Source organism: Trichocoleus sp. FACHB-262, assembly GCF_014696035.1.
In the GTDB taxonomy this organism is placed as follows: Bacteria; Cyanobacteriota; Cyanobacteriia; order FACHB-46; family FACHB-46; genus Trichocoleus.
Map to the genome: position 1 here is coordinate 139,002 of NZ_JACJPK010000108.1, position 21,847 is coordinate 160,848.

Here is a 21,847-nt window from a genome sequence, read left to right on the forward strand (position 1 = left end):
CTTACATCCCTCCTGACTATGCCAACTCTACAAATTGCCGATCGCTTAAACCCGGTAGAGCTTTTGGATTCAAACCTCTCGCCGGAGTTTTCGGATTCGGCTTAACGAACGTGCTAGAGATTGCGTCGTTCAGTCGGGTCAACTTAGTTGATGACCCCGATACCCAAGTTGACGAGGCAATTGATTTTATGTTTCAGCAAATTTACTCATCAGCCTCTGTCAGCGATCGCTTTGGTTTAGTTTGAGTCAGCGATCGCCGCCAACACCGCTTTCGGAGCCAATTTATCCTTAAACCAAATAATTTTTGCAGGTGTATCTTGTACCTTTACGCCTGCTTTTTCCAGGTTTAAGCGCTCGGAAATGGCCAAAATTAAGTTGTCACAACCCGATTGGCGCACCTGGGAAAATTTCTTGCGGAGATATTCCGGTCGCCAGTAACCCACAATTTCGAGCAGAAACGTCCGACCGTCGGGATGCACAAGGCGGAAGTCGGGGATCATGACACTGCCCGGAATCGGGATTAGATCGACTTCTCGTTCCAATTTCCACTCAGATTTCAAAGAATCCCAGCGATCGGCAAAGGAAGCTTCCAACATGCTGTCGTAGGGCTTGCCGGGAGGATAATGAGTCACCAAGCCACAATCGTCTTTAAGGCTGAAGTGGCGCAACTTGGGTTCATTTGTGTAAAAGTCACGGGTTTGCAAGGTGGCTTTCAGGTTCCACTTCGTCACATGCAGCATGGCTGGAATGAGTTTAGCGATATCCAAGCCGTAGCGGGTACTGACTTTGAACAAGCTAGCAGGCCCATCAATCGTGATCGTAAAGCCATGATCCGCGTCACCTTCAATGTAGGTCATCAGTTGAAACAGCTTCAGGTAGCGAAATAGCAGCTTGTATTCACCCGGATCGTTGCGATGCACATTCAAGATAATGTGGCTGGCTTTGTAGAATACGCCCTGCACTTGTGACAAGTTGTAGCGATGCAGCAACGCTTCGGGCGTAGGTTCTTCAAATTGGGTGAGGATGCGGTTCTCTGCTAAGTCGGCATACAAGCCAGCGCGGATTTGGTCTGGGAAGACTTCTCGCTCTAGTTCTTTGCTCAACGAATCTGCCAACCGATCCAATGTTTGAGGAGTCGCTTGGGGGCTGGGCAGCGTATTCGCAGCAAAGGCAAAGACTCGTTCTCGTAACTGCTGCGGCTCCAGCGGACTAATGATCTCAAACGTACACATAGCACTCTTAAGCAAATGCGCCAAACCCCGCTTCATCCGGTAGTCGGGGGTATCTCCTTCTAGCTCTTGCAGTTGCCGATTCAGTTCTCCCTGCGTCTGCCCCACAACATCTCGAAAAAGAGAAATTAGCTCAGAAGCGATCGCTACATTTGTCGCCTCAAGTTTCAGGCGCTTCGGGATGATCTCCTCCCCACTGTAACGGTGAATCAGCAGCTCGGTGGGTAACATGGGCGCTTATCTCGTAAGGGCTAGATGTAGGATTTGAGGGGACAATTTCTAATTGTCGAGGTTGCTGTGCAGGTTTGGGCTTGAATTTGGCAGTAGTCGGGGTAGTAGTGGAACGACGGCGATCGGAGGTATTTTCTTCGCTGGTTTGCTCTGCCACCACTTCATACAGCATGGCTAATTTCTCGCCTTCTTTGCTGCGCCGGAGTACACGTCCTAAGCGCTGAATGAATTCTCGCTGTGAGCCAGTACCAGAGAGAATTACCGCGACACTGGCTTCTGGCACATCGACACCTTCGTTGAGTACGTGAGATGTCACCAGAGTTTTGTAAGTGCCGTTGCGAAAGCGGTCTAGAATTTCGTGACGTTCTTTCACCGGGGTTTGGTGGGTCAGCGCCGGAATTAAGAAATTTTGCGAGATCCAATAAACGGTGGCATTGTCGTTGGTGAAAATCAGAATACGTTCCGGGTAGTGCTGCGACAACAGATCTGCTAAGACTCGCAGTTTTCCTTCTGTGCCTAAGGCGATCTCCTTCGACTCTCGATGGGCTAACATCGCTCTCCGCCCTGCCTGCGATCGCGCACTCGCCTGCACAAACCGCTGCCACCCCTGCATACTCCCCAGGCGGATATTCACATCCTGCAAAAACTGATTGCGAGTTTTGATCAACTCATCGTAGCGATCGCGCTCTTGGGCCGAGAGTTTCACCTTAATCTGCACCACTTCATGATTTGCCAGTGCCGTTCCAGAGAGTTCCTCCGGCGTGCGGCGGTAGACTTCCGGGCCAACCAGCGTTTCTAAGTCAGCATGTCTGCCATCAGCGCGTTCTGGAGTAGCCGTGAGCCCCAAGCGGTAAGGGGCGATCGCAAACTCAGCAATCACTCGATTGAAGTCGCTGGGTAAGTGATGACATTCATCAAAAATTAGCAGCGCATATTGGTTGCCCAAGGATTCAGCATTGATGGCGGCGCTGTCGTAAGTCGAGACAAGAATGGGGGTGCGATCGCGGGAACCTCCGCCCAACAAACCAATCTCTACATCTGGGAAGGCAGCCATCAGGTGGGCGTACCACTGATGCATCAAATCTAAGGTGGGCACCACAATCAGCGTGTGGCGAGGTGTGGCTTGCATCGCCATTTGCGCTAAGTACGTCTTCCCCGCTGCCGTGGGCAGAACTACCACGCCTTGTCGTCCTGCTTCTATCCAGGCCGCTAGCGCCTCGCTTTGGTGAGGATAGGGTTGCATCTCCACACTCGCCACCAACGGCAATGGCGCAAAAATGCGGGCTTGATCTTCAAAGGCGGTGCCGTCGGATTGCAGCGCTTCTACCAGTTCTCGGTAGTGAATTGCGGGAATTCGGAAGCGCTCTACCCGGTCATCCCAGGTGGCAAACTCAATCCACGCCTTACCTTTCGGTGGTGGATGCAGAATCAATGTACCCCGATCAAATGAGAGCGTAGGAGTGCGAGCCATCAGTCCCTAGCAGTTGTTCCTTTCCGCTCATTCTATAGGTTTAGTGAAATTCGGGCGATCGCTGTTGTGGGGAGGAACAGGCGTATTGAAATTTCTCCACAGAACCAAAGGAATGCTAAGCGACCCTAAAACAGCCACAGCAATCGTCATCACCCAAACAAGCCATCGACTGGGACGATAATCTCCTCGCTCGATTTGCCAAAACACCTGGTTGTAGTGCCAACCCGCGATCAAGATGGTGGCAATTCCCAGAAGCACCAAACTCAATCCTAAGTTTGACGAGTTCAAAAACGGATGCACTCGCGCGCTCTGTTGCGTCAAAGTGATTTGCAGTTGCTGCAAAAATAGCCCGAAACGAGCGATCGCAAAGCCAAAGCCAATCAGCGCGATCGAGGTTCGTAGCCAAGCCAGAAAAGTCCGCTCATTGGCTTGGTGTTCGCGTTGGCGATCGACTGTTGGTTTTTGAGTCATGGTCTTACCTAAGCGGGAGCTGTTCTAGGAGAAGAGTTGCTGAAAATCCTAAAAGCTTAATTCAATATTCCATGCTAGGGTGAAGGTAGTGAAGACTATTTTTTACTATCTAATTAACTCTATCAGCATCTCTAAATCTGAATTTCTACACAATCTGATCTAGGGATTTTCTACAGCATAGATTCAATGTAAGCCGTCTATCTTGCGGTGTTGTAGAGATTAAAATAGACTTTCTGAAATCGAGATATTCAGGTGCTGAAGCACTTGGCATTTGAGGAATTGCTTAAAAATCAATAAAACTGTAGCTCTAGTTAAATGCTGATTATTCGTATTAGCTTGAGCAAAAAACTGTCATTGAATTAAGCTGCTATGACTTGGATTCAATTCAGCATTCAATCTAATAATAAAACTGGGAATAAACAAGATGGATACTCAAGAATTTTTGCAACAATATGCAGCAGGAGAACGCAACTTTAGCAGAGTTAACCTAGTGCATGTGTGCTTAACAAATGCCAAGTTGGTTGGGGCGCATTTAACTGGAGCGCACTTGGTTGGCGCAGACTTACGAGGCGTGGATTTGACCAATGCCCACTTGGAGCAAGCAAAACTGAATCAGGCTTGCTTGGCCGATGCGGAAATGATCGAGGTCTGCCTGATTAGCGCCGAAATGGTTGGGGCTGACCTCAGCGGAGCGGATTTAACCAAAGCCAATTTAAGCGGTGCTGACCTGCGGGGAGTCAAGCTGGGAGGAGCTGACTTGAAGGGCGCTAACTTAAGTAAGACAGACCTCCGGGGAGCCGATCTTAGGGGGGCAGACCTGAGTGGTGCAGATTTACAGGAAGCCCAACTAGACGGGGCCGACCTAGATGGAGCGTACCTAGAATCAGCAGACTTACGGGGAGCCGCGATCGCAGGTACAACTCTAAAAGGCACAGGATTGGCTAGCACCCGCATGCCCGATGGCAGCGTTCATGCCTAAGGGAAGGCTTTTAGCAAACGCATCATAGCCTGACCAAAGTAGGTTGGGCTTCCGGTACCACAGGAGTGATCGTGGGGTCGTAGCCCAACTGCTCAGTAATGCGTTGTCTTGCTAAAGCCCGATATTCCCAAAAATGCTCTCCGGCGGCGCATAAGCCCAGATACATTGCTAGAGTTTGGGGCTTGTTTCGTGCGATCGCCCATAACTGTCGCCAAAACTGCCCACGAATTTCGGGTCGTCGTATTCCTTGGTGCCAGATTAACTGACTTACCAGCCTTAATCCTCTACCCGGCGTAAACTGCATCATCTGCTTGCGGCCTGAGGGAGGCGTAATGTTGAGGCATTGCTGAAAAGACCGCCTCAAGTAGTTAGTCGGTTCATACAAGGTCCAAAAACCCTCTACATACTCTTTGGCAATCTCCGCGATCGGTCGAGTGGGAACGAAATTCATTAAGGTGTTTTGATCGCCGACATCCGTCACGCCTGTACCTGCGACCAAACGTTGCTCTTGTTGCAGCCGATTCCATAAAGCCGTGTTGGGCAGAGCTTGCAGAATCCCCAGCATGGGTTGAGGGATATTGGTTTGTTCTACAAAGGCTTGAATTCGCTCTCCTGCACCTGTGCGCTCTCCGTCAAAGCCCAGGATAAAGCCAGCGTAGATCAGCATCCCTGCGTCATTGATTTTGCGGCAAGCCTCGATCAGCGGGTTACGAGTATTCTGCATCTTGCGCGTCACCTGGAGACTGTCTTGATCCGGCGTTTCAATGCCGAGGAAGACTGCGTAGAAACCTGCTTCTCCCATCATCTGTAGCAACTCGTCATCTTCTGCCAGATTGACGGAGGCTTCAGTCATAAAGGTGAAAGGATAGTTGTGTTCCTGCATCCAGGGAATCAGTTCTCGTAAAAAGCGTTTGACGTTGCGCTGATTACCAATAAAGTTGTCATCCACAATAAAAAGCGAGCCTCGCCAACCTAGGTCGTACAGCGCTTGCAACTCCGCTAAAGCTTGCTGCGGTTCTTTGGTGCGGGGTTTACGACCGTAGAGCGTGATGATGTCACAAAACTCGCAATTAAAGGGGCACCCCCGCGAAAATTGGATCGCCATCATGAAATAGGCATCTAGTTGCAGCAAATCAAAGCGGGGCGGAGGACTTAAGCTAACATCAGGCTTTTCGAGAGAGCGAAAGATACCTTGAGATTCCCCTTGAGCGATCGCCGTCAAAAACTGCGGCACCGTCATCTCTCCTTCATCCAGAATCAGATAATGCGCTCCGGAGTCTAGGGCATCTTGTGGCACTGATGTAGGGTAAGGTCCGCCCACAGCTACTTTCTTGCCCAATTGCACTGCTTTTTGAATCAGGGCGTGGAAGTCTGGTTTTTGCACCAGCATGGCGGAGAGAATAACTATGTCACACCATTCCCAGTCCGCCTCGGTTTCAACTTTGACGTTGCGATCGTAAAACCGAATATCCCAATCTTGAGGTAAAAGCGCTGCAACTGTAATAATTCCTAAGGGAGGAATAGCCGCTTTGAGTCCAGCTATTTCCATAAAGCGATCGTACGACCAAAAAGACTGAGGAAACCGAGGATAGAGCAGTAATGCTTTCATAGAGTCCTTGGCGTAGCTTTAGACTTAACCTTGGCAGGAGAAAATACCCCTCACATCTCGCAGAAGGCAGATCTTCAAAGGCCAGATCACTGTCGCCGTTGTAACAGAGATTGTGTAGGGCTACGAGTTGCTTGAGGTTGCTAAGCTATGACGTCCTTCCAGCAGGGCACTCACTGCATTAACCACAACCTGAGCAGACCCCGCAAAGAATTTCTGGTCAATCTTGTCTGGGGTATCACTGGGCTGATGGTAGTGAGGCGTGCGGAAATTTGCTGTATCTGTAATTACTACTGCACCAATCCCTTTTTGCCAAAACGGAGCGTGATCGCTGCGGAGCAAATCTGGAGTCAACAAACCTCGCAGTGGAATCGGCAAAGTAATCACCGCGGGTTGTCCAGGTTTTGCAGGCTGATGGAAAGCTTCTAGGAGTGGTAAATGTTCTTGATCGCCGATCGCTGCTAAAAAATCTCCTTGGCTCGTCTTCGGTTGGAAAGGTAAACCAACTGGATACTTTTGACATCCCGGCTCGTAGCAGGCATATCCCAGCATTTCCGGGATAATCACGCCTTGCAAATCTTGTGGCAGGTTGGCATCGGAGGTAAAGGCAAAGCTGCCTAGCAAACCCCGCTCTTCTTGGTCAAAAAAAGTAACTCTTAAGGTGCGGGGAGTCGATCGCGAGCCGAGTAACTGAGCTACCTCCAGCGTGGTTGCGACTCCGGTCGCATTATCATCAGCTCCAGGAGACCCCACCACCGTATCAAAGTGAGCGGCCACGAGAATGCTGCCTGCTTGCGAGTCAGTCCCCGCTCGCTCAGCCACCACATTCACCCCACTACTAAACACTTGCAGGTAAGGTTGCCAGCCTGCTTGCTCCAAAGCTTTCAGAATATATTCTCTCGCTTGCAGGCGATCGCTCTCACTATGCCGCTCAAAGGCCAAAGCCTGCACATGGGCAAACAGCCGCTTGGAATCGACCGTAGGAGCATTAACCTGGGAAATTGAAGGAGCGGTGCTAGAGTCGGGCGCTGACGGTGAAAATTGGGACAACTGCTCAGATAGGGCTGTATCCTTGCGAAAGTGATTCACAGCTAGATAAGCAGGCGATCGCCCATGCCAGTTTTGGCCTGCCACTAGCCCTATCAGCACCGTTAGTAAAAAGAGCGCTACCCAAATCCATTGCCGCTTCCGCATAATTCGCCCGCCGCGATCGCAACTTGGTGATCCTAGCTCGTTTGCCATCCTGGTTGCAGGCAGTCTTTGCAGTCAAGATAGAACTAGAAGCCGCAATAGAAGTCGAGATCTATCGCTTCTCAGATTACTGCTCCTGTTTTAGGAGAACGACTATGCTCCCCAAATTAGCAATTTCATTCACTGGCACATTGGTAATGCTAGCTATAACGATGGCTAGCATTGCTCCCGCGATCGCTAGAGAAGAAGTCCCCATCAATAGCATTATCATTAGCGGTGTAGATGGCAGTGGCACCGCCTTTGCCAGTCTCTCAGTGCCCGATCGTGGCAATGACCAAGCTTTCTTCGATAGCGAACTGAGTCTTTATGACCTCCACATCGCCAAGATGTATGAAGTCACCGATGCTTTATGTCAACGTCGGTTCACTTTTCCTTTTAACCAGCCGATTCAAGTTTTTCAATGGTCTTATTCAGCCAATAGCATCCCCATTGGTCAATTGCAGATTAGCTGCCGTGAAGCTGAAGATGTTGCCAACACCTATGGACGAGCTTTTTTGTCAGAATCTACCGTGATCCGCCGACCTCTAAGCGCGGACTCATCGCCCAGTGCCGAGATTTTCCAAATCCCCACCCTGAATCTCGCAGGATACCAAGTGCCCCTATGGAAAAGCTATACCCGTCGCCTACGGCTTAGCGGCAACTATTAGCGTTAAGTTAAGGCGCAGCCTCAGCCTGTTTTCGCTTGGTGTAGTCGAAGTTGCGCTGGTACTCCTGCAACTTAGTTTGTGCCGTTTCGTAGTTGGCGCTATCAGGTGAAACTTCTTCTAGGAGCAGAATCGCTTGGTTCCACTGACTCGCCACAGCAGACCAATCTTCCTGAGTTTCGGCTGACTGCCCCAAAGTTGAGGCTTTTGTGGCTCGATTGATCGCTTGCCGAAATGGATCATTGGCATCTACTGGCTTAGTAGATTGAGCTAGAGCCGTTTTCGGGGATGCAGTTGGCGTTGTCGCTGGCAGCTCAGGAGATGTTGCTGGATCGGAAAGCGAAGGTGCGGTGACAGGTTCAGGCTGCGGAAGTTGCCGCTGTTGATAAGCATCAATACCAAACCAGGTACCAGCAACAATTGCAATTCCAGAAAGCACCGCCATTGTGATTTTGAAGATGCTGTAAGGGCGATCGCCTAACACCTCTCCTGTTTGGGCATTCACCATTACCTGATACTGCTTATTGTTGAAGCGGTAAGCCGAAAGCCACACAGGTAAAAGAATGTGCTTAAACGTGATAGCACTATAGGCCGTAGAAACAGAATGCACTCGCTGCTCATCTCCCCCAATATTGCAGCATACATCCGAGTGAATCACTGGAGCCATCTTGCCTTTAGCGGTTTCAAATCCTTCTTGCAAAGTGACTTGATACCGTTGAGCCTTAAACCCTGCCAAAAACGAAGGATTATAAGGAGCCAACCGAGACAAATCCCAGGGCTCCAACTCTTCTAGGCGCTCAATATTTGCAGACTGTGAAGCTGCTATCAACACATCATCAAAGAAGCGATCGACTCGGCCAGATACAGAATTCCAGCGAGTGTGCCGCACTTGGCGAGTCTTAGTAACCGTTTTGCCCTCAGAATCAGTTTCTTGATAGGTTTCTGTCACATAGTAATAAGTCCCCCGCTCCCCTTGGTAATGGCTGACCGTGAAAGAATCGTAGGTCCAGAAAGGCAGGTACATGCCTTGCAAACCTTCATGCTGTGCCATTTTTTTCAGACCATTGGGTGCAAACCAAAGCTTGCCTAACCAGTGGTGAATTTTTTCACGAGCGGCTTTTTGCCCCACACTAAACGGCAACACGGCCTCTGGGGTAATAAGGGGATCTGCTGACTTGGGCTGAGCCACAATACTGGTGGCGCAGAAGGGACATAGCCCAGCCACATCGGGTGGCTCAAACTCAATTTGCGCCCGACAGCCCGGACAAGCCACTTCCAGCGCCGTCGTTGAGAGCGCTGCCATTTTCGTCCGACCTGTATTGAGATATTCCTCATACGATCGCTCCACCACTTGCTCTGCACTCTGAGGAATGATTTCCTCCCGACCGCAGTAAGGACATTTCAGTTGGCCTGCTTGAGGGTTGAACTGCAAACTTGCCCCACAACCAGGGCAAGGAAATTGTTTAATCAGGGGTTGAGTAGCGGTCATGGGGGTTCGTTTAGCTCACCGGAGGCGCAGGTGGAATCGAGGCCAGAACTGTGGCTAGCTCAGGCACTTCTGCTGCCAACTTCCAACTTGCCATCCCCGATCGCCATACGTGCGTTTGAGTCGTTAAACCATTTTGAGGTAGTTGCTCTGGCGTAAAAGGCCCCAGATTCTGACCACCCCGCGAAACAAACCACTGAATTTGGACAGGTGGTGGAGGGGGTGTTGTAAGCGCAGCGGGAGGTGCCACAGGTGCAGGCGGTGCCGCTTGCCCACCTTGAAGATTAGAGATGAGCTGCTGCCCCATCGCCAAACCCACGCCAAAATCCAGTGCTTGATTGCCGCCCCCCGGATTGTTAGCCGAGGCCTCAACTGCGTTCGCCGCTTGGAACTGAGCATATTGCTGCATATTGCCCAAAATGCCCATCGACGCTCGCTTATCTAGGGCAGTCTCGACTTCAGGGGGTAGCGAGACGTTCTCAATTAGTAACTGAGTGAGTTCCAGCCCAAATTGCTGCACCTCTTGCTGCATCCCAGCCCGGATGGTTTCGCCCATCTCCCCGTAGCGAGAAGCAAAATCAAACAAGGCAATGTTGCCTCGGCCAAACCAGGTGGCAAAGGCCGTGATGATCATGTTGCGGATTTGATCGCTGACTTCATCTACCTGAAACAGGCCGTCTGTACTTACAAGCTGACGAATCAGTTGAGCGGGGTCTGCCACCCGGATGTTGTAGCTGCCGAAGGCCCGCAGACGAACTGGACCTAATTCTGGATCGCGAATCGTAATGGCGTTGGGTGTGCCCCACTTCAAATTGGTAAAAATCTTGGTGTTGAAAAAGTAAACTTCTGCCTTGAAGGGAGAGTTAAACCCGTACTTCCAGCCGCGTAGGGTGCTGAGAACAGGTAAATTTTGTGTCGTTAATTCGTAAAGCCCAGGACTAAACGTATCCGCAATTTGGCCTTCGTTGACGAATACAGCCTTCTGTCCAGGGCGTACCGTCAGCTTAGCCCCCATCTTAATTTCGTTGTTGTGGCGCTGAAACCGATAGGCGATCGTATCGTTGCTTTGATCGAGCCACTCAACGATATCGACAAATTCGCCTTTAATCTTGTCAAAAATGCCCACTCGGTTTTCTCCTAGATTTACCTGAGCTAGTCCTTAGACTCGTAATCGTTTGGTTGTGCTACTAGATACCTATTTACTTAGTGCCCATTTAGTAGGCAGAGTCATCATTTGAATTCAAAAATCTTGGATGAAGTTCCAGAAAAAGCCATTTAGCTACACAAACCTTGACGAGCTGAGCTGAAATCAGTAACTTTCAGGAAAACTTTATGAATTTTGACGAAAACGGGCAAACTGAACTAGGGGAAATTCGGGAGCTATGCTACCTAGAATTCGCCTCTCGTGAGTCGCGTCCCTGCATAGAACCGTGAGGTGGAGCCATGAAAATCATGCACAGAGCAATCACAATTTTGGGAGCCCTTGTTCTTTTGGGTGGATTAAGCCCAGTGGGACTGGCCCAATCGGAAAAAACCAAGCAGCCTAAGGCTCAAGATTTCTATCGCAGCGGAGCCCAGCAAGCCAAACAAGAAAATTACGATGCGGCTCTGAAAGAATTCGATCAGGCGATCGAGCTGAATCCGAATTATGGTTCCGCTTATGTGAATCGTGGCTACATTCGGTCTACGCTGGGCGATAAAGAAGGGGCACTCGCTGACTTCAACCAAGCGATCGAGCTGAATCCGAATGATCCGACGGCCTATGTGAATCGGGGCAATCTTTATTACCAAGGTGGCAACTCTCAAGCGGCCTTAGAAGACTTTAATCAAGCGGTTACACTCAAGTCTGACTATGCTGCTGCCTATCTCAACCGAGGGTTTGTACATTCTTCTCTAGGAGAGAGCCAAGCCGCTCTGGCAGATTTTGACCAAGCAGTGAAGCACAACTCTAACTACGCAGAAGCTTATTTGAACCGAGCAGTCATTCGGGCCGCTCTAGGCGATCGCAATGCCGCTCTGGACGATCTCGATCGTGCTGTGCAGCTCCAGCCCAATTATGCGGAAGCTTATTTCAATCGGGGATTTGTCCGCGCTGCGAATGGTGACCAAACGGGGGCGGTTGATGATTTCACAGCGGCTATTCGAGTGCGCTCTAGCTACGCGGAAGCCTACGGAAATCGGGGTTTTGCGCTGGTAGCCATGGGACAACCTCAGGTGGCGATCGCTGATTTCAATCAAGCCATTCAACTACAGCCCAACTACGCAGAAGCGTATAAGGGTCGAGGGGATGCTCGCGCAGCTTTAGGTGATCAGCAGGGAGCAACCAGCGATTACTCCCAAGCCTTGGAGATCAACCCCAACTATGCGGTGGCCTATGCGACTCGGGCTAAGGCTCGCTCGAATGCAGGAGATGCTCAAGGAGCGCTGGAAGACTACACCCAAGCGCTGAGCATGAACGCCAGCGACGATACTGCCTATACCGAGCGGGGCATGAACCGTAAAGCTGCTGGAGACCCAGATGGAGCGATTGAAGACTATAGCCAAGCCATTCAAATTAATCCAGGCAATGCGGATGCCTATTTCCAGCGAGGGTTACTGCAATTGAGCCAAGGCAATCGTCAACAGGCATTGGCAGATATGGAAACAGCTGCAAATCTCTATCTCAAATTGGGTCAAGCCGATGGTTACCGTAATGTCTTGGCTCAGCTCAACCAAGTCCGCTAAACCTGTTTAGCGGCTGTCTCTCTGGTAGTGAACTGTCAGATTTCAAGACCTGCGATCGCACTGGCTAACGATGATCTAACTAACGATCTGGCTTGGCCAGTGTGCTTGGTCAGGGCGGTTATTATGGGTACTGAGTTTTTGAGTTCGCCACTTAAACTTCTTCGTGTTGAAGCTCGTCTAAGTTCGTAAGGCGATCGCTTGAGAGTAGCTCATTGACTTGCTCTAAGCTCCAATAATGATCTAGGCGATCGCCTACTAACGGCAGAAGCATCTGGACACGGTCTTCTAGCTCTACCAAATATTCTAGAAGCTCCATAGGACTTAATTACTCCCCCTGAGTGACTTCATTCGCACTCATTTTTATTGCTGTTAACTCCATCACTAAGGCTTTCCAGCACTCAGCATCTCTTGACTCATTGTGTAATTCTTAGGTACTAGAAAAGCGACTTAAATACCAAGAATACGTGATTTTCATCACAGACTAAAACGGCTCAGTCAGACTACCGGGCGCTTTTGATCTGCTTACTATACTCACTCAAAGGCCACTTCAGCACTAAGAGCTATAGAAGCAAGCCATTTCCAGGAGGTTTTGTATTCCTACACACTGGAAAATTTTAGTAGCTTACCAGATTAATTTTGCTCGACTGTGGAGAAGGAAGTTGTTAGACCAACCATCTCCACAGTCATAACTCTGGTAAGTACTGTGATGTAGTGAATTACAGGGAGTGATCAAGGATTTAGCATGGATGTGAATCAGATTTATCAGCAATATGCCGATGGGGAACGTGACTTCAGAGGCGTAGATTGGAGCGATGTTGACTTATCAAACGCCCATTTAATTGAGGTTGATTTAACTGGAGCTAACCTCAGCCGCGCTAACTTAGCTGGCACCAATTTAGCCTTAGCTAAATTAACAGGAAGCAATTTGAGCAGTGCTAACTTGAGCCGTACTAACTTAACCGGAGCTGACCTAAACCGAGCAAATCTCCGGCGAGCAAAGCCTGTGGGGGCTATTCTGATCGGGGCAGATCTAAGTCAAGCCGATTTTTCAGAAAGTGATTTGACAGGAGCCATTCTCAGTGCGGCTAATCTGCAAGGCATCAATTTGCGAGCCGCAGTTTTGCGAGAAACGGATTTAGTCGGAGCCAATTTAACTGGAGCGACTTTACAGAAAGCGAATCTGAGTGATGCCAATCTCAAAGGGGCAATTCTACGCAGCGCTGAACTAGTAGGGGCCAACTTAACCCGGGCCAACTTAGCAGGAGCAGATTTGCTAGGTGCCAACTTGAGGGATGTGATTATGCTTGACAACATCATCTACGAATAGCCATCATTTTTGGGCTAAGGATAAGTGGTTGTTAGGTGAGGTGTGCATGCAGAAGTGGGAGTATTGCGAAGTTTTCTATTTTGTCAACCGGGTTGGTTCTACCTCGACCCTAAGGCTACAGCTCAATGGGGAACAGCAGAATAACGTTTCTAGCGTGATTGAGTTTCTCAATCGACTCGGTCGGCAAGGATGGGAACTGGTGAGCCACGTGGTCAACCAAGAGATCATCTCGCGAGATGATTACGGCAAGTATATGTACACCAGTACCTTCAACACGCTGACCTTCAAACGCCCTCTACCAAGTTAGAAGAGCTAGACTATTAGCTTTTCCCCAACGATTACTTGCTCACGGGTTGTGCATCTCAGCCACATGATTCACTCACAGATCTCCGTTGGCCCAATGCTCCTCCCGTGAACTTGAAGTTAAGCTGACACTACTGTTTTTCAAGCGTTTTGCAAGACTTGCAGCGGTTTTGCACGATTAGCCACAGTTAGACTCATACCAATTTCTAAAAATCGGGCTACAAATGATTGGCTGTAGGGGCGAACGGCCGTTCGCCCCTACGAATATCTGTAAAGAGAATTTAGAGAATTGGTATTACCCAACCAACTCGAGGCGGCACTTGATCGGAGACTGCTAAGTACTGGAATGGCAGTAGTACCGCTTGGTGAAATTTTTAACGGCATTTACGGTCTTGGATAATTACTAGCTAACTACCAGGCAATACTTCTTCATATCTTCGTCTCAGTAGATTTACTCCCCACCAAGCTGTTCAGCTGCAAAGATTGGGGTTAGTACAGATCCGGAATCATCCAGTCGGGCTTTGTTGTCAACTCTATCGCTAGTTTTTCTTGCAGGTTCTAGTGACGCTGGTACCCGCCTGCCCTTAAATCCAGATTTCCTAAAGCTTAAATTACCCTTTTAAGTGGCGATATTCGGTGGATTATCTGAGAACCTAAAGGGAGACTGTGATTATACGGGATCTTAGTTCCTTGCGATTACTCAGTATAATTAGCACCTTGCTTAGATAGTGGTGATCGAGGAATCATCAGCCACCGTACGTATTCATTCAACAGCCCTATTGGAGAATGCATCTAGCATGGAAACTTTAGCTTTTGTTCATACCGCCGTCGCCTACGCTGACCCTGATTCAGAGCCACAATTTTCTTTCCAGCCGCTTAACTTCAAACTCCTCAATTCTGGATGGATGAGCTTGGCGGCGATCGCGATCGGCTTGGCAATTCTCAGTACCACTTCAGACGCAATGGCGGCAGTTATAAAACGTGGCTCTAGTGGCAGTCTCGTCGGCACTATACAGTCAGCCTTGGTTAATCGTGGCTACAACACGGGTGGCGTGGATGGTGTTTTTGGCCCTGCGACTGAGTCGGCTGTCATTCGCTTCCAGCAAAAACAAGGACTGAGCGCTGATGGCATTGTCGGTGCGGCAACAGCGGCGGCTCTAGGCATCAATAACGGTAGCATCACTGGTGGTGGCGGTGGTGGTGGTGGTGCTCCTGGCACTTACACCGTTACTGCCGGAAGTGGGTTACTGATTCGCTCAAGCCCTAGTCGAGGAAGTGCGGTAATCGGCAGTCTGGGGTACGGCGGACAAGTGAGTGTCACTAGCAATCGGGCCTCTGGGGACGGTTACACATGGGCACAGCTTGCGGGCGGTGGCTGGGTAGCAGCAGACTACCTCAGCGCTGGCGGTGGCGGCGGTGGCGGTGGTGGCGCGCCGAGCGGTGCGGTCACGATTTCGACCAATGGCAGCGCTCTCAACATTCGCTCTGGCCCCGGTGCTGGCTACGGCGTAGTTGGCAGTTTGTCCAATGGCTCACAAGCTAGCATCACTGGGCGCACCTCCAACGGGTGGTATGAATTGGCTAATGGGGGCTGGGTTTCTGGCTCTTGGATTTATTAACTTCAATCTAATAACTTCCGATCTTTAGTGCCCAACCTGCGGGACTGCGGGCAGGGAGAAATCTAAGGGAGCGCGATCGCCTAGATGTTGGGTGACAGCCGAGGACTGATTTGCCGTTTGCCATTGGCTAAGCACCTGAGCAACCTGCGATCGCGTCATCCCAGGTTGAATTTCTGGGCGATACAACATCCGCAGCAGCGCCTTATCAATTTCGCTGTATTCGGTGGGGTCAGTCCAGCCCTGGAAAAAGATGCTGTCGGGGTAGCGGTTAGAATCTTGCATCAAGCCGAGCGATTGGGTCAGTTCTTCGCGGATCAGGTGCGATCGCTCCTTCTGGCTCACCCCGACGGTCGAAATCAAAATTTTGGCATTATAAATGGTATTCTGCTGGTCCCAATACGTCCAGAAAAAGCCGTAATTAAGCGCTTGGTAGTTCGGTTCATACCGCCGGAAATCGGACTCTGGTACAAAGTAGATTTCCATGTTGGGGTTGTCTTGATTCATTTGCAGTTGCAGCCCCTCTGTGACCCCCTCAATATCTTGGATAACTGCCTGTAACGTGCGTAGATCTTCTGGAGTGGGCGACCCGTGAATCTTAATCTTTACCGGACCCTGCCATTTCCGGACCCTAGAAGCTGACGCACCAAACTCGCCACCCATTGCCACTTCTAAGAAATAGCTGATTTGCTCTGGGGTGTAGCTAGATAGCGCTAGGCTCTTGGGGCGCAGCGTTGTTACCTTTGTGGGGTTTGCTGAGCTGGGTTGAGGACGAACGGCGATCGCAGACGAGTTGCCGAGAGACGGAGCTGGTAATGGCGATCGCTGAATCTGTACCAAGTCACTCCGCACCCAGCCTGCTAAGCGACCTCGCTCGAAGCGAACATAACTCCAATTTGCACCATCTCGCCCCCGTGCTTCTCGCAACACCTCAACGCGATCGCCAACCCATCCTGTAGAAACCAGAGATGCGACCGTGGATGGGGCTGAACGCACATTAATTTGCGAATCTGCATACCTCGCTTGCAACATTGCAGGTTTCGCCCAACTCGGCAACCCTACACTCAGGGTGATCGCCGTGGGAGTCAAGGCAAACAGAACCATCTGACGCATCGCCGCTAGCAGACTGAGTTTCACTGTCATGGTGCTTTTAAGTTTCAAAACGCTGGGGGCTACTAAACATAATTCCCCACTTTATTCGGAGTGTCTGGTCCCACATCCGTCTGATTTACCCAAATTGATTGACCGAACGCATAGGTGCTAGAAATTGGTGCGAAAAATTGGCGCGATCGCGTTCTCAGTCGCGGCAAGCCACAATAGTCTTTACAGGTGTCTTGTCCCCCAGACCCAGAAGCCAAGCCGGAAGGGGAGCCATTGTGTAAATTACTTGGAGAAATTGCGTCATGACCCTTGCCCAACTATTTGATGGTGCCAATCTGTTTGTGTTGCCTTTTTGGGCGTTGATGATTCTGCTGCCCAACTGGAGTGTGACTCGGCGCGTCATGAGTTCGCTGCTTCCGTTTGTGGCCTTAGCCGCTCTCTACCTCTATCTGTTTGTCAGCACGATTACGCCGGAATCAGCTCAAGCTTTGTCTAACCCTCAGCTAGCCGATATTGCTCAGTTTTTTGCGGTCGAATCTGCTGCCGCTACTGGTTGGGTGCATTTCTTGGTCATGGATTTGTTTGTCGGTCGCTGGATTTATTGGGAAGGTCAGCGCACTGGCATTTGGACCATTCACTCGATCGCCCTTTGTTTATTTGCGGGTCCTCTAGGCTTGCTGTCTCACATCCTCACCAACTGGATCACCCAAACCTGGTTTAGCTCATCTACACCTGCCACAGAGACAGCAGAAGCGTCATCAAAAGTGTCATCAGAAGCTTAGACCTGATACTGTTGCCGCTCAGACTTCAACGCTGCCTTAACGCGCTCATACTCGGCTTCAATGTGTTGCATCAGTTCCCTGGCTAATTCGATTTCGTTGGGATAAGCGATCGCGCCTAGTTCTTCACATAGGGCTGCCAGGGTTTTAGCTCCTAAAGTCACGCTGCTGATTTTCAGGCTATGGGCAGCCTGCTGCAATAAATCCAAATCTTCCTGAACAATCGCCATCCACATGCTCTGGAGCACTTTAGCGCCATCTTCCAAGTAGGTGTCGATCACTTCGACTAAAAATTCAATGGCATTCTCGCCTACCAACTCTTGTAAGGCTTGTAACGCCTGTCGATTCAGCACATCTTCTGGCGATCGCGTTTCTCCACTCCGTAAGGTTTGGCTTTTGGAGGGACAACTATTTAAGGCTTTCACAAGCGTATCTAGTCGAATCGGCTTGCTCACATAGTCGTTCATCCCAGAGGCTTTGCAAAGCTCGCGATCGCCCTGCATAGCGTTGGCAGTCATGGCAATGATGTAGGGGCGGGTGTCTGGGGACCACTCCTGACAAATACGGCGAGTGGCAGTGAGGCCGTCCATTTCTGGCATTTGCACATCCATCAGGACCAGGTCGTAAACCTGTCGTCGCAAGGCCGAAAGCACCTCTAAGCCATTAGCCGCAATATCTGCTCGGTAGCCCAACTGTTGCAACAAATGCAAAGCGACTTTTTGGTTCACCACATTGTCTTCGGCCAGCAAAATTTTGAGAGGATGACGTTCGGCAATTTGGGCATCAAAGCGAGAGAAACTAGAGCGCGTTGAGCGTGCTGGGGTAGGCACTCCGGCAAAAATTTCATTCAAGGCATCATAAAAGTGGGATTGTTTCACAGGCTTGCTTAGAACTGCCGCAAAGTTTGCGCTTTGCCTTTCAATCCCAGATTGTCGGAGGGTCGTCAATAAAATCAGTAATAACTGTGAGCAATCTTGTTGCTGGCGGATGGCAGTAGCGAGTGTTAAACCATCTGTGGTGGGCATTTGCTGATCAATCACAGCAACATCAAACTGTTCTCCTTGACGTAACCAAGTCAACGCCTCTGTGGCCGAGCTGGCTGCTCGTGCCCGCATGCCCCAAGACTGAGCTTGTAGCATTAAATTCTGCCGACTGGTAGCATTGTCATCCACGATTAGCAGCCGTTTCTTGGCTAAGCTGGGCAACCGCATATTGAAACTGGTTGATAAGTCCTCCGCAACTTGGGCAATCACGGAGAAGTAGAAAGTAGAGCCAGCGCCCACCTCACTATCTACCCAGATCCTGCCTCCCATCATTTCGCTCAGACGCTGGCTAATCACCAGACCCAAACCTGTACCGCCATATTGACGGCTGGTGGAAGAGTCAATCTGGGTAAACGGTTGAAACAGGCGGTCGAGGCGATTGCTGGGAATCCCTACTCCCGTATCGCGAATGGCGAATCTCACGGCATATTCTGTATTGTCAGAAGACTCAGCATTGTAGCTACGCAGTAGTTGACGTGCCTTAACTTCTACGGTCACTTCGCCAGTTTCCGTAAACTTGACGGCATTGCCAATCAAATTCACCAAAATCTGCCGTAGCCGAGTGACATCACCCACAAGCGCCACAGGCGTATTCGGTTCAATGAGATAAGCCAGCTCTAAATTCTTCTCAGCCGCTCTGGGGGCCAGTAAATCTAGAACACCTTCAATACAGGTGCGTAAGTCAAAGGGTTGCTCTTCTAGATCTAGCCTGCCCGATTCAATTTTAGAGAAGTCGAGAATATCGTTAATGATGGCAAGTAACGATTCGCCACTGGTACGAATGGTTTCAGCAAAGTCTTGCTGCTGAAGGGTGAGGGGGGTATCTAATAACAATCCTGTCATTCCAATCACCGCATTCATCGGTGTCCGAATTTCGTGGCTCATGGTGGCCAGAAATTCACTTTTAGCTCGGTTAGCAGCTTCGGCTGTCTGCTTAGCTTTTTCTAAGGCTAGATATTGCTCAGTTAAGCGTTCTCTTTGGTCAGTTTCTTGTTCTAGGAGGCGGGCTTGGGCTAGAGCAATGCCTACTTGGTCAGCTACTGCTTCTAGCAAACTAATTTCTTCTAGAGTCCAATGGCGATAGGCATCGCACTGATGTAGAGAGATGACGCCATTGGGTTCGCCTTGATAGGAAGTCCGCACAGCCAGCAGCGACTTCAAGCCCATTTGCTCCCAGGCCGCGATCGGACTCTGAAAGGATGAATCGATGCTGATGTTATCAGCCGCGATCGCTTGGTCCTGCGCTAACACAGAAACGATAAACGGATTGCTAGCAACTGGAACATTGATTGGAGACACCGAATCATAACCAGGCTCTAAATACTCAGCCACGACTGGAATTTGAGGCGAGGGACTGGTGACATAAGTCCGAATCAAGCAGCGATTGACACTAAATGCTTGACCAATCTGCCACACCGCCGTCCGAAAAATTTGTTGAGTATTTAAGCTCCGCCGAATCTCCTGCGTAATCTGTTTTAGCAATACAGCTCGATGAAACTGCTGATGGAGCGCTGCCTTCGCTTGTTGCCGCTGAGTAATGTCTCGATAGCTAATGACAGTTCCCACAATCTTGTCACCAATCTTCTGCGGCTTGGAATAACGCTCAAAACTTCTATCATCCTTCAACTGGAAAATAGCACAGCTCACCGCCTCAGGCCTTGTATAGGACTTCTGGACTTGAGCGAGAAACTCTTCTGGTTCTTGCAGTTGCCCTAGAGCAAAGTCAACAAATTGTTGATCCTGCCGCGATGCCATAATCTCATCAGAAACTTGCCATAGCTCGACAAATCTGCGATTCCAAATCACCATCTTCCCAGTGGTATCTACTGCTAAGATGCCGTCAGCAGTTGACTCTAGGGTCGCCTGTAGCAGCGAAAAAGATTGATCTAGCTCTTTCTCGGTAGAGCGTCGTTCTGTGACATCAATTCCAGTCGCAACGACATACTCCACCACTTCAGCACAGTCTAGGAGCACTGTATTAGACCAAGCAATTAAACGGCGATCGCCCTCTTTAGTCAGCCAATAATTTTCATGGTGGTTAGGAAACTGCCCTGCCCGTAACTCGGCAAATACAGCCTGAACCATTGTGGTTTCTTCGGGGACGGTAAAAAGATCCCAAAAAGGTTGACCTCGCACTTCAGCAAATGAATAACCTGTGATTTGCTCACAGGTGCGATTGAAGCGCACAATTCGGCCTTGAGTATCCAGCACAATCACTAAAGCAGCAGAGGTGTCTAGGATAGTGGACACAAAATTGCGCTCTTGCCATAGAGCTTCTTCTATCTGCTGACGCTCTCGGACTTCTCGATCTACCAAGTAGTAAACGATTGAAAGAATCACAAGATACAGCAATAGCCCCACCGAGAACATCACCAGCGTTTGTTGAGTGCTGGTTGCAGTTGCTTGTGATTGTTGTCGCAGCAATTGCTTGGCTTGTTGCTGCATTGCTACAGTAAGCTCTTGAATATCATCAAGGTTGTCTTTATTTTCATCTGCCAGTACACGCTGTACGGCGGACTCCAGCCCGTACTGGCTACGCAAATCAATGGTTTGCTGTAGCTCCATCAGCCTTCGGGAAATTAACGTCTCTAACGCCTTAAAGTTTCGCTGTTGGCTGAGGTCATGATGAGTCAAGCTGCGGAGCTGATTTAGGTCTTGCTTAATACCCTGCAAAGCCTCTTTGTAAGGGGCTAAATAATAGGTTTTACCTGTGATCAAGTAGCTCCGCTGGTTGGCTTCAGCTTCCTTGAGTTGGGCGACAGTATCTCCTAAGCTCTCTAACAAATAATGGGTTTGCTCAACCGAATTGCTGGCTATTTGAAGCTGAGTGGCACTCCGATGTGCCGCAAACCCAGTCATCAACAAAACGCCTGCTACGAGGGCAAAACCACTGCGAATCTTAAAACGCAGGTGATAACGCTTTTTTTCCGGTTGCTTGCGCTCGACTGCGGTATGAGCAAGGCTGGCTAAATTACGCCGCAATTCTAGTTGGGTTAAGACTTGACGAGCTAGAGCGTATAAGGCTTCAATTTGCCACTCACTGAGTTGACGGGGTACATAGTCAATCACGCAAAGAGTCCCTAACGGATAGCCTTCTGGCGTGACTAAAGGGACGCCCGCATAAAAGCGGATATGGGGTGCTGACGTAACGAGAGGGTTGTTGGCAAACCGCTCATCTGCTAGTGCGTCTGGAATAATGAATATTTTTGGTTTGTGAAGAGCATGGGCACAAAAGGCAACGTCTCTAGGAGTCTCCTGAACACTCAACCCCACCTTCGATTTGAACCATTGTCGCCTCGCATCTACCAGGCTGACTAAGGCAATGGGAGTTTCACAGATCTGAGCTGCTAGACGAGTCAAGTCATCAAAGGCTTGTTCTGGAGCCGTATCCAGAATGTTGTACTGAGAGAGAGCTTCAAGCCGTGCTGATTCGTTGCTAGGCAGAGGTGCCTTCATTGTCAATCTCCCATTGAGCAGCCCATTCTCGTTCGTGCTGTTAATGCTGTTAATTTTAGCGATCGCCACCAGCGCGACCCCAACAGCGCTAGATTTGGCCCAGAAGCGGATTGATGGTTGATTAAACTTT

Annotated in this window: 18 protein-coding genes; 8 read left to right on the forward strand and 10 right to left on the reverse strand. The window is 49.8% G+C overall.

Going from position 1 to position 21,847, the window contains the following annotated elements:
- Positions 1 to 110: 110 nt before the first annotated feature.
- Positions 111 to 245, forward strand: a complete 135-nt coding sequence (locus H6F68_RS29510; RefSeq protein ID WP_277876166.1) for a hypothetical protein — start codon at positions 111 to 113, stop codon at positions 243 to 245.
- Here the strand turns inward: H6F68_RS29510 and H6F68_RS26295 are convergent.
- From H6F68_RS26295 to H6F68_RS26305, 3 genes are read right to left on the reverse strand one after another with little or no spacing between them, the layout of a single operon-like run.
- Entirely contained in the window at positions 237 to 1,460 is a 1,224-nt protein-coding gene (locus tag H6F68_RS26295; protein WP_190551479.1) for a DUF790 family protein, read from the reverse strand. The two genes, H6F68_RS29510 and H6F68_RS26295, sit on opposite strands and share 9 nt — an antisense overlap.
- The gene (locus H6F68_RS26300) at positions 1,390 to 2,931 is read right to left on the reverse strand and encodes a DEAD/DEAH box helicase (protein ID WP_190563625.1); all 1,542 of its coding nucleotides are present in this window, start codon (positions 2,929 to 2,931) and stop codon (positions 1,390 to 1,392) included. The genes H6F68_RS26295 and H6F68_RS26300 overlap by 71 nt, the downstream gene beginning before the upstream one ends.
- Positions 2,932 to 2,958: 27 nt before the next feature.
- Positions 2,959 to 3,402 (reverse strand): YidH family protein, encoded by a 444-nt coding sequence (locus H6F68_RS26305; protein WP_190563627.1) that lies wholly within the window; start codon positions 3,400 to 3,402, stop codon positions 2,959 to 2,961.
- Positions 3,403 to 3,826: 424 nt separating this feature from the next.
- Here H6F68_RS26305 and H6F68_RS26310 point away from each other — a divergent pair, with 424 nt between their 5' ends.
- A complete protein-coding gene (locus H6F68_RS26310; protein WP_190563629.1) occupies positions 3,827 to 4,381 on the forward strand; it encodes a pentapeptide repeat-containing protein in 555 nt (184 codons plus the stop codon).
- A gap of 22 nt (positions 4,382 to 4,403) precedes the next feature.
- Here H6F68_RS26310 and H6F68_RS26315 read toward each other — a convergent pair whose 3' ends face one another.
- Both H6F68_RS26315 and H6F68_RS26320 read right to left on the reverse strand, forming a co-directional pair.
- A complete protein-coding gene (locus H6F68_RS26315; protein WP_190436801.1) occupies positions 4,404 to 5,990 on the reverse strand; it encodes a B12-binding domain-containing radical SAM protein in 1,587 nt (528 codons plus the stop codon).
- Between the two features lie 120 nt (positions 5,991 to 6,110).
- Entirely contained in the window at positions 6,111 to 7,229 is a 1,119-nt protein-coding gene (locus H6F68_RS26320; RefSeq protein WP_199300361.1) for a M28 family peptidase, read from the reverse strand.
- A gap of 104 nt (positions 7,230 to 7,333) precedes the next feature.
- Between H6F68_RS26320 and H6F68_RS26325 the strand changes: the two genes are divergently transcribed.
- Positions 7,334 to 7,885, forward strand: a complete 552-nt coding sequence (locus H6F68_RS26325; protein WP_190563631.1) for a hypothetical protein — start codon at positions 7,334 to 7,336, stop codon at positions 7,883 to 7,885.
- Positions 7,886 to 7,892: 7 nt separating this feature from the next.
- Here H6F68_RS26325 and H6F68_RS26330 read toward each other — a convergent pair whose 3' ends face one another.
- On the reverse strand, positions 7,893 to 9,371 hold the full coding sequence (locus H6F68_RS26330) for a hypothetical protein (RefSeq protein WP_190563633.1): 1,479 nt from the start codon (positions 9,369 to 9,371) through the stop codon (positions 7,893 to 7,895).
- A 10-nt stretch (positions 9,372 to 9,381) separates the two neighbouring features.
- Entirely contained in the window at positions 9,382 to 10,494 is a 1,113-nt protein-coding gene (locus tag H6F68_RS29670; protein ID WP_190563636.1) for an SPFH domain-containing protein, read from the reverse strand.
- A gap of 326 nt (positions 10,495 to 10,820) precedes the next feature.
- Between H6F68_RS29670 and H6F68_RS26340 the strand changes: the two genes are divergently transcribed.
- Positions 10,821 to 12,092: a tetratricopeptide repeat protein gene (locus H6F68_RS26340; protein WP_190551473.1), complete on the forward strand. Its 1,272-nt coding sequence runs from the start codon at positions 10,821 to 10,823 to the stop codon at positions 12,090 to 12,092.
- Positions 12,093 to 12,243: 151 nt separating this feature from the next.
- Here the strand turns inward: H6F68_RS26340 and H6F68_RS26345 are convergent, their stop codons facing one another.
- Positions 12,244 to 12,408 carry a hypothetical protein gene (locus tag H6F68_RS26345; RefSeq protein ID WP_190563638.1) on the reverse strand — a complete coding sequence of 55 codons (165 nt, stop codon included), beginning with the start codon at positions 12,406 to 12,408 and terminating at the stop codon, positions 12,244 to 12,246.
- A gap of 426 nt (positions 12,409 to 12,834) precedes the next feature.
- Here H6F68_RS26345 and H6F68_RS26350 point away from each other — a divergent pair, with 426 nt between their 5' ends.
- The 3 genes from H6F68_RS26350 (at position 12,835) to H6F68_RS26360 (ending at position 15,341) form a co-directional block, all read left to right on the forward strand.
- Entirely contained in the window at positions 12,835 to 13,419 is a 585-nt protein-coding gene (locus tag H6F68_RS26350) for a pentapeptide repeat-containing protein (RefSeq protein ID WP_190563640.1), read from the forward strand.
- 46 nt (positions 13,420 to 13,465) lie between these two features.
- Positions 13,466 to 13,726 (forward strand): DUF4177 domain-containing protein, encoded by a 261-nt coding sequence (locus H6F68_RS26355; protein ID WP_190436816.1) that lies wholly within the window; start codon positions 13,466 to 13,468, stop codon positions 13,724 to 13,726.
- Between the two features lie 793 nt (positions 13,727 to 14,519).
- The gene (locus H6F68_RS26360; RefSeq protein ID WP_190563642.1) at positions 14,520 to 15,341 is read left to right on the forward strand and encodes a peptidoglycan-binding protein; all 822 of its coding nucleotides are present in this window, start codon (positions 14,520 to 14,522) and stop codon (positions 15,339 to 15,341) included.
- A 24-nt stretch (positions 15,342 to 15,365) separates the two neighbouring features.
- On the opposite strand, the gene H6F68_RS26365 is transcribed toward H6F68_RS26360, so the two are convergent.
- A complete protein-coding gene (locus H6F68_RS26365; protein WP_199300362.1) occupies positions 15,366 to 16,481 on the reverse strand; it encodes a DUF2927 domain-containing protein in 1,116 nt (371 codons plus the stop codon).
- A gap of 260 nt (positions 16,482 to 16,741) precedes the next feature.
- On the opposite strand from H6F68_RS26365, the gene H6F68_RS26370 reads away from it, so the two are divergent.
- Positions 16,742 to 17,221, forward strand: coding sequence for an ABA4-like family protein (locus H6F68_RS26370; protein ID WP_190563644.1), 480 nt, complete (start codon positions 16,742 to 16,744; stop codon positions 17,219 to 17,221).
- Here H6F68_RS26370 and H6F68_RS26375 read toward each other — a convergent pair.
- Positions 17,218 to 21,717: a response regulator gene (locus tag H6F68_RS26375; RefSeq protein ID WP_190563646.1), complete on the reverse strand. Its 4,500-nt coding sequence runs from the start codon at positions 21,715 to 21,717 to the stop codon at positions 17,218 to 17,220. The two genes, H6F68_RS26370 and H6F68_RS26375, sit on opposite strands and share 4 nt — an antisense overlap.
- Positions 21,718 to 21,847: the final 130 nt, after the last annotated feature.

Excerpts from the sequence above, each read along its gene's own strand:
- H6F68_RS26310 (WP_190563629.1), top strand. The coding sequence starts at position 3,827 with ATGGATACTCAAGAATTTTTGCAACAATATGCAGCAGGAGAACGCAAC.
- H6F68_RS26350 (WP_190563640.1), top strand. The coding sequence starts at position 12,835 with ATGGATGTGAATCAGATTTATCAGCAATATGCCGATGGGGAACGTGAC.
- H6F68_RS26345 (WP_190563638.1), bottom strand. The coding sequence starts at position 12,408 with ATGGAGCTTCTAGAATATTTGGTAGAGCTAGAAGACCGTGTCCAGATG.
- H6F68_RS26355 (WP_190436816.1), top strand. The coding sequence starts at position 13,466 with ATGCAGAAGTGGGAGTATTGCGAAGTTTTCTATTTTGTCAACCGGGTT.
- H6F68_RS26305 (WP_190563627.1), bottom strand. The coding sequence starts at position 3,402 with ATGACTCAAAAACCAACAGTCGATCGCCAACGCGAACACCAAGCCAAT.
- H6F68_RS26330 (WP_190563633.1), bottom strand. The coding sequence starts at position 9,371 with ATGACCGCTACTCAACCCCTGATTAAACAATTTCCTTGCCCTGGTTGT.
- H6F68_RS26365 (WP_199300362.1), bottom strand. The coding sequence starts at position 16,481 with ATGACAGTGAAACTCAGTCTGCTAGCGGCGATGCGTCAGATGGTTCTG.
- H6F68_RS26325 (WP_190563631.1), top strand. The coding sequence starts at position 7,334 with ATGCTCCCCAAATTAGCAATTTCATTCACTGGCACATTGGTAATGCTA.
- H6F68_RS26295 (WP_190551479.1), bottom strand. The coding sequence starts at position 1,460 with ATGTTACCCACCGAGCTGCTGATTCACCGTTACAGTGGGGAGGAGATC.
- H6F68_RS26360 (WP_190563642.1), top strand. The coding sequence starts at position 14,520 with ATGGAAACTTTAGCTTTTGTTCATACCGCCGTCGCCTACGCTGACCCT.
- H6F68_RS26320 (WP_199300361.1), bottom strand. The coding sequence starts at position 7,229 with ATGGCAAACGAGCTAGGATCACCAAGTTGCGATCGCGGCGGGCGAATT.
- H6F68_RS26340 (WP_190551473.1), top strand. The coding sequence starts at position 10,821 with ATGCACAGAGCAATCACAATTTTGGGAGCCCTTGTTCTTTTGGGTGGA.
- H6F68_RS26370 (WP_190563644.1), top strand. The coding sequence starts at position 16,742 with ATGACCCTTGCCCAACTATTTGATGGTGCCAATCTGTTTGTGTTGCCT.
- H6F68_RS26375 (WP_190563646.1), bottom strand. The coding sequence starts at position 21,717 with ATGAAGGCACCTCTGCCTAGCAACGAATCAGCACGGCTTGAAGCTCTC.
- H6F68_RS26315 (WP_190436801.1), bottom strand. The coding sequence starts at position 5,990 with ATGAAAGCATTACTGCTCTATCCTCGGTTTCCTCAGTCTTTTTGGTCG.
- H6F68_RS26300 (WP_190563625.1), bottom strand. The coding sequence starts at position 2,931 with ATGGCTCGCACTCCTACGCTCTCATTTGATCGGGGTACATTGATTCTG.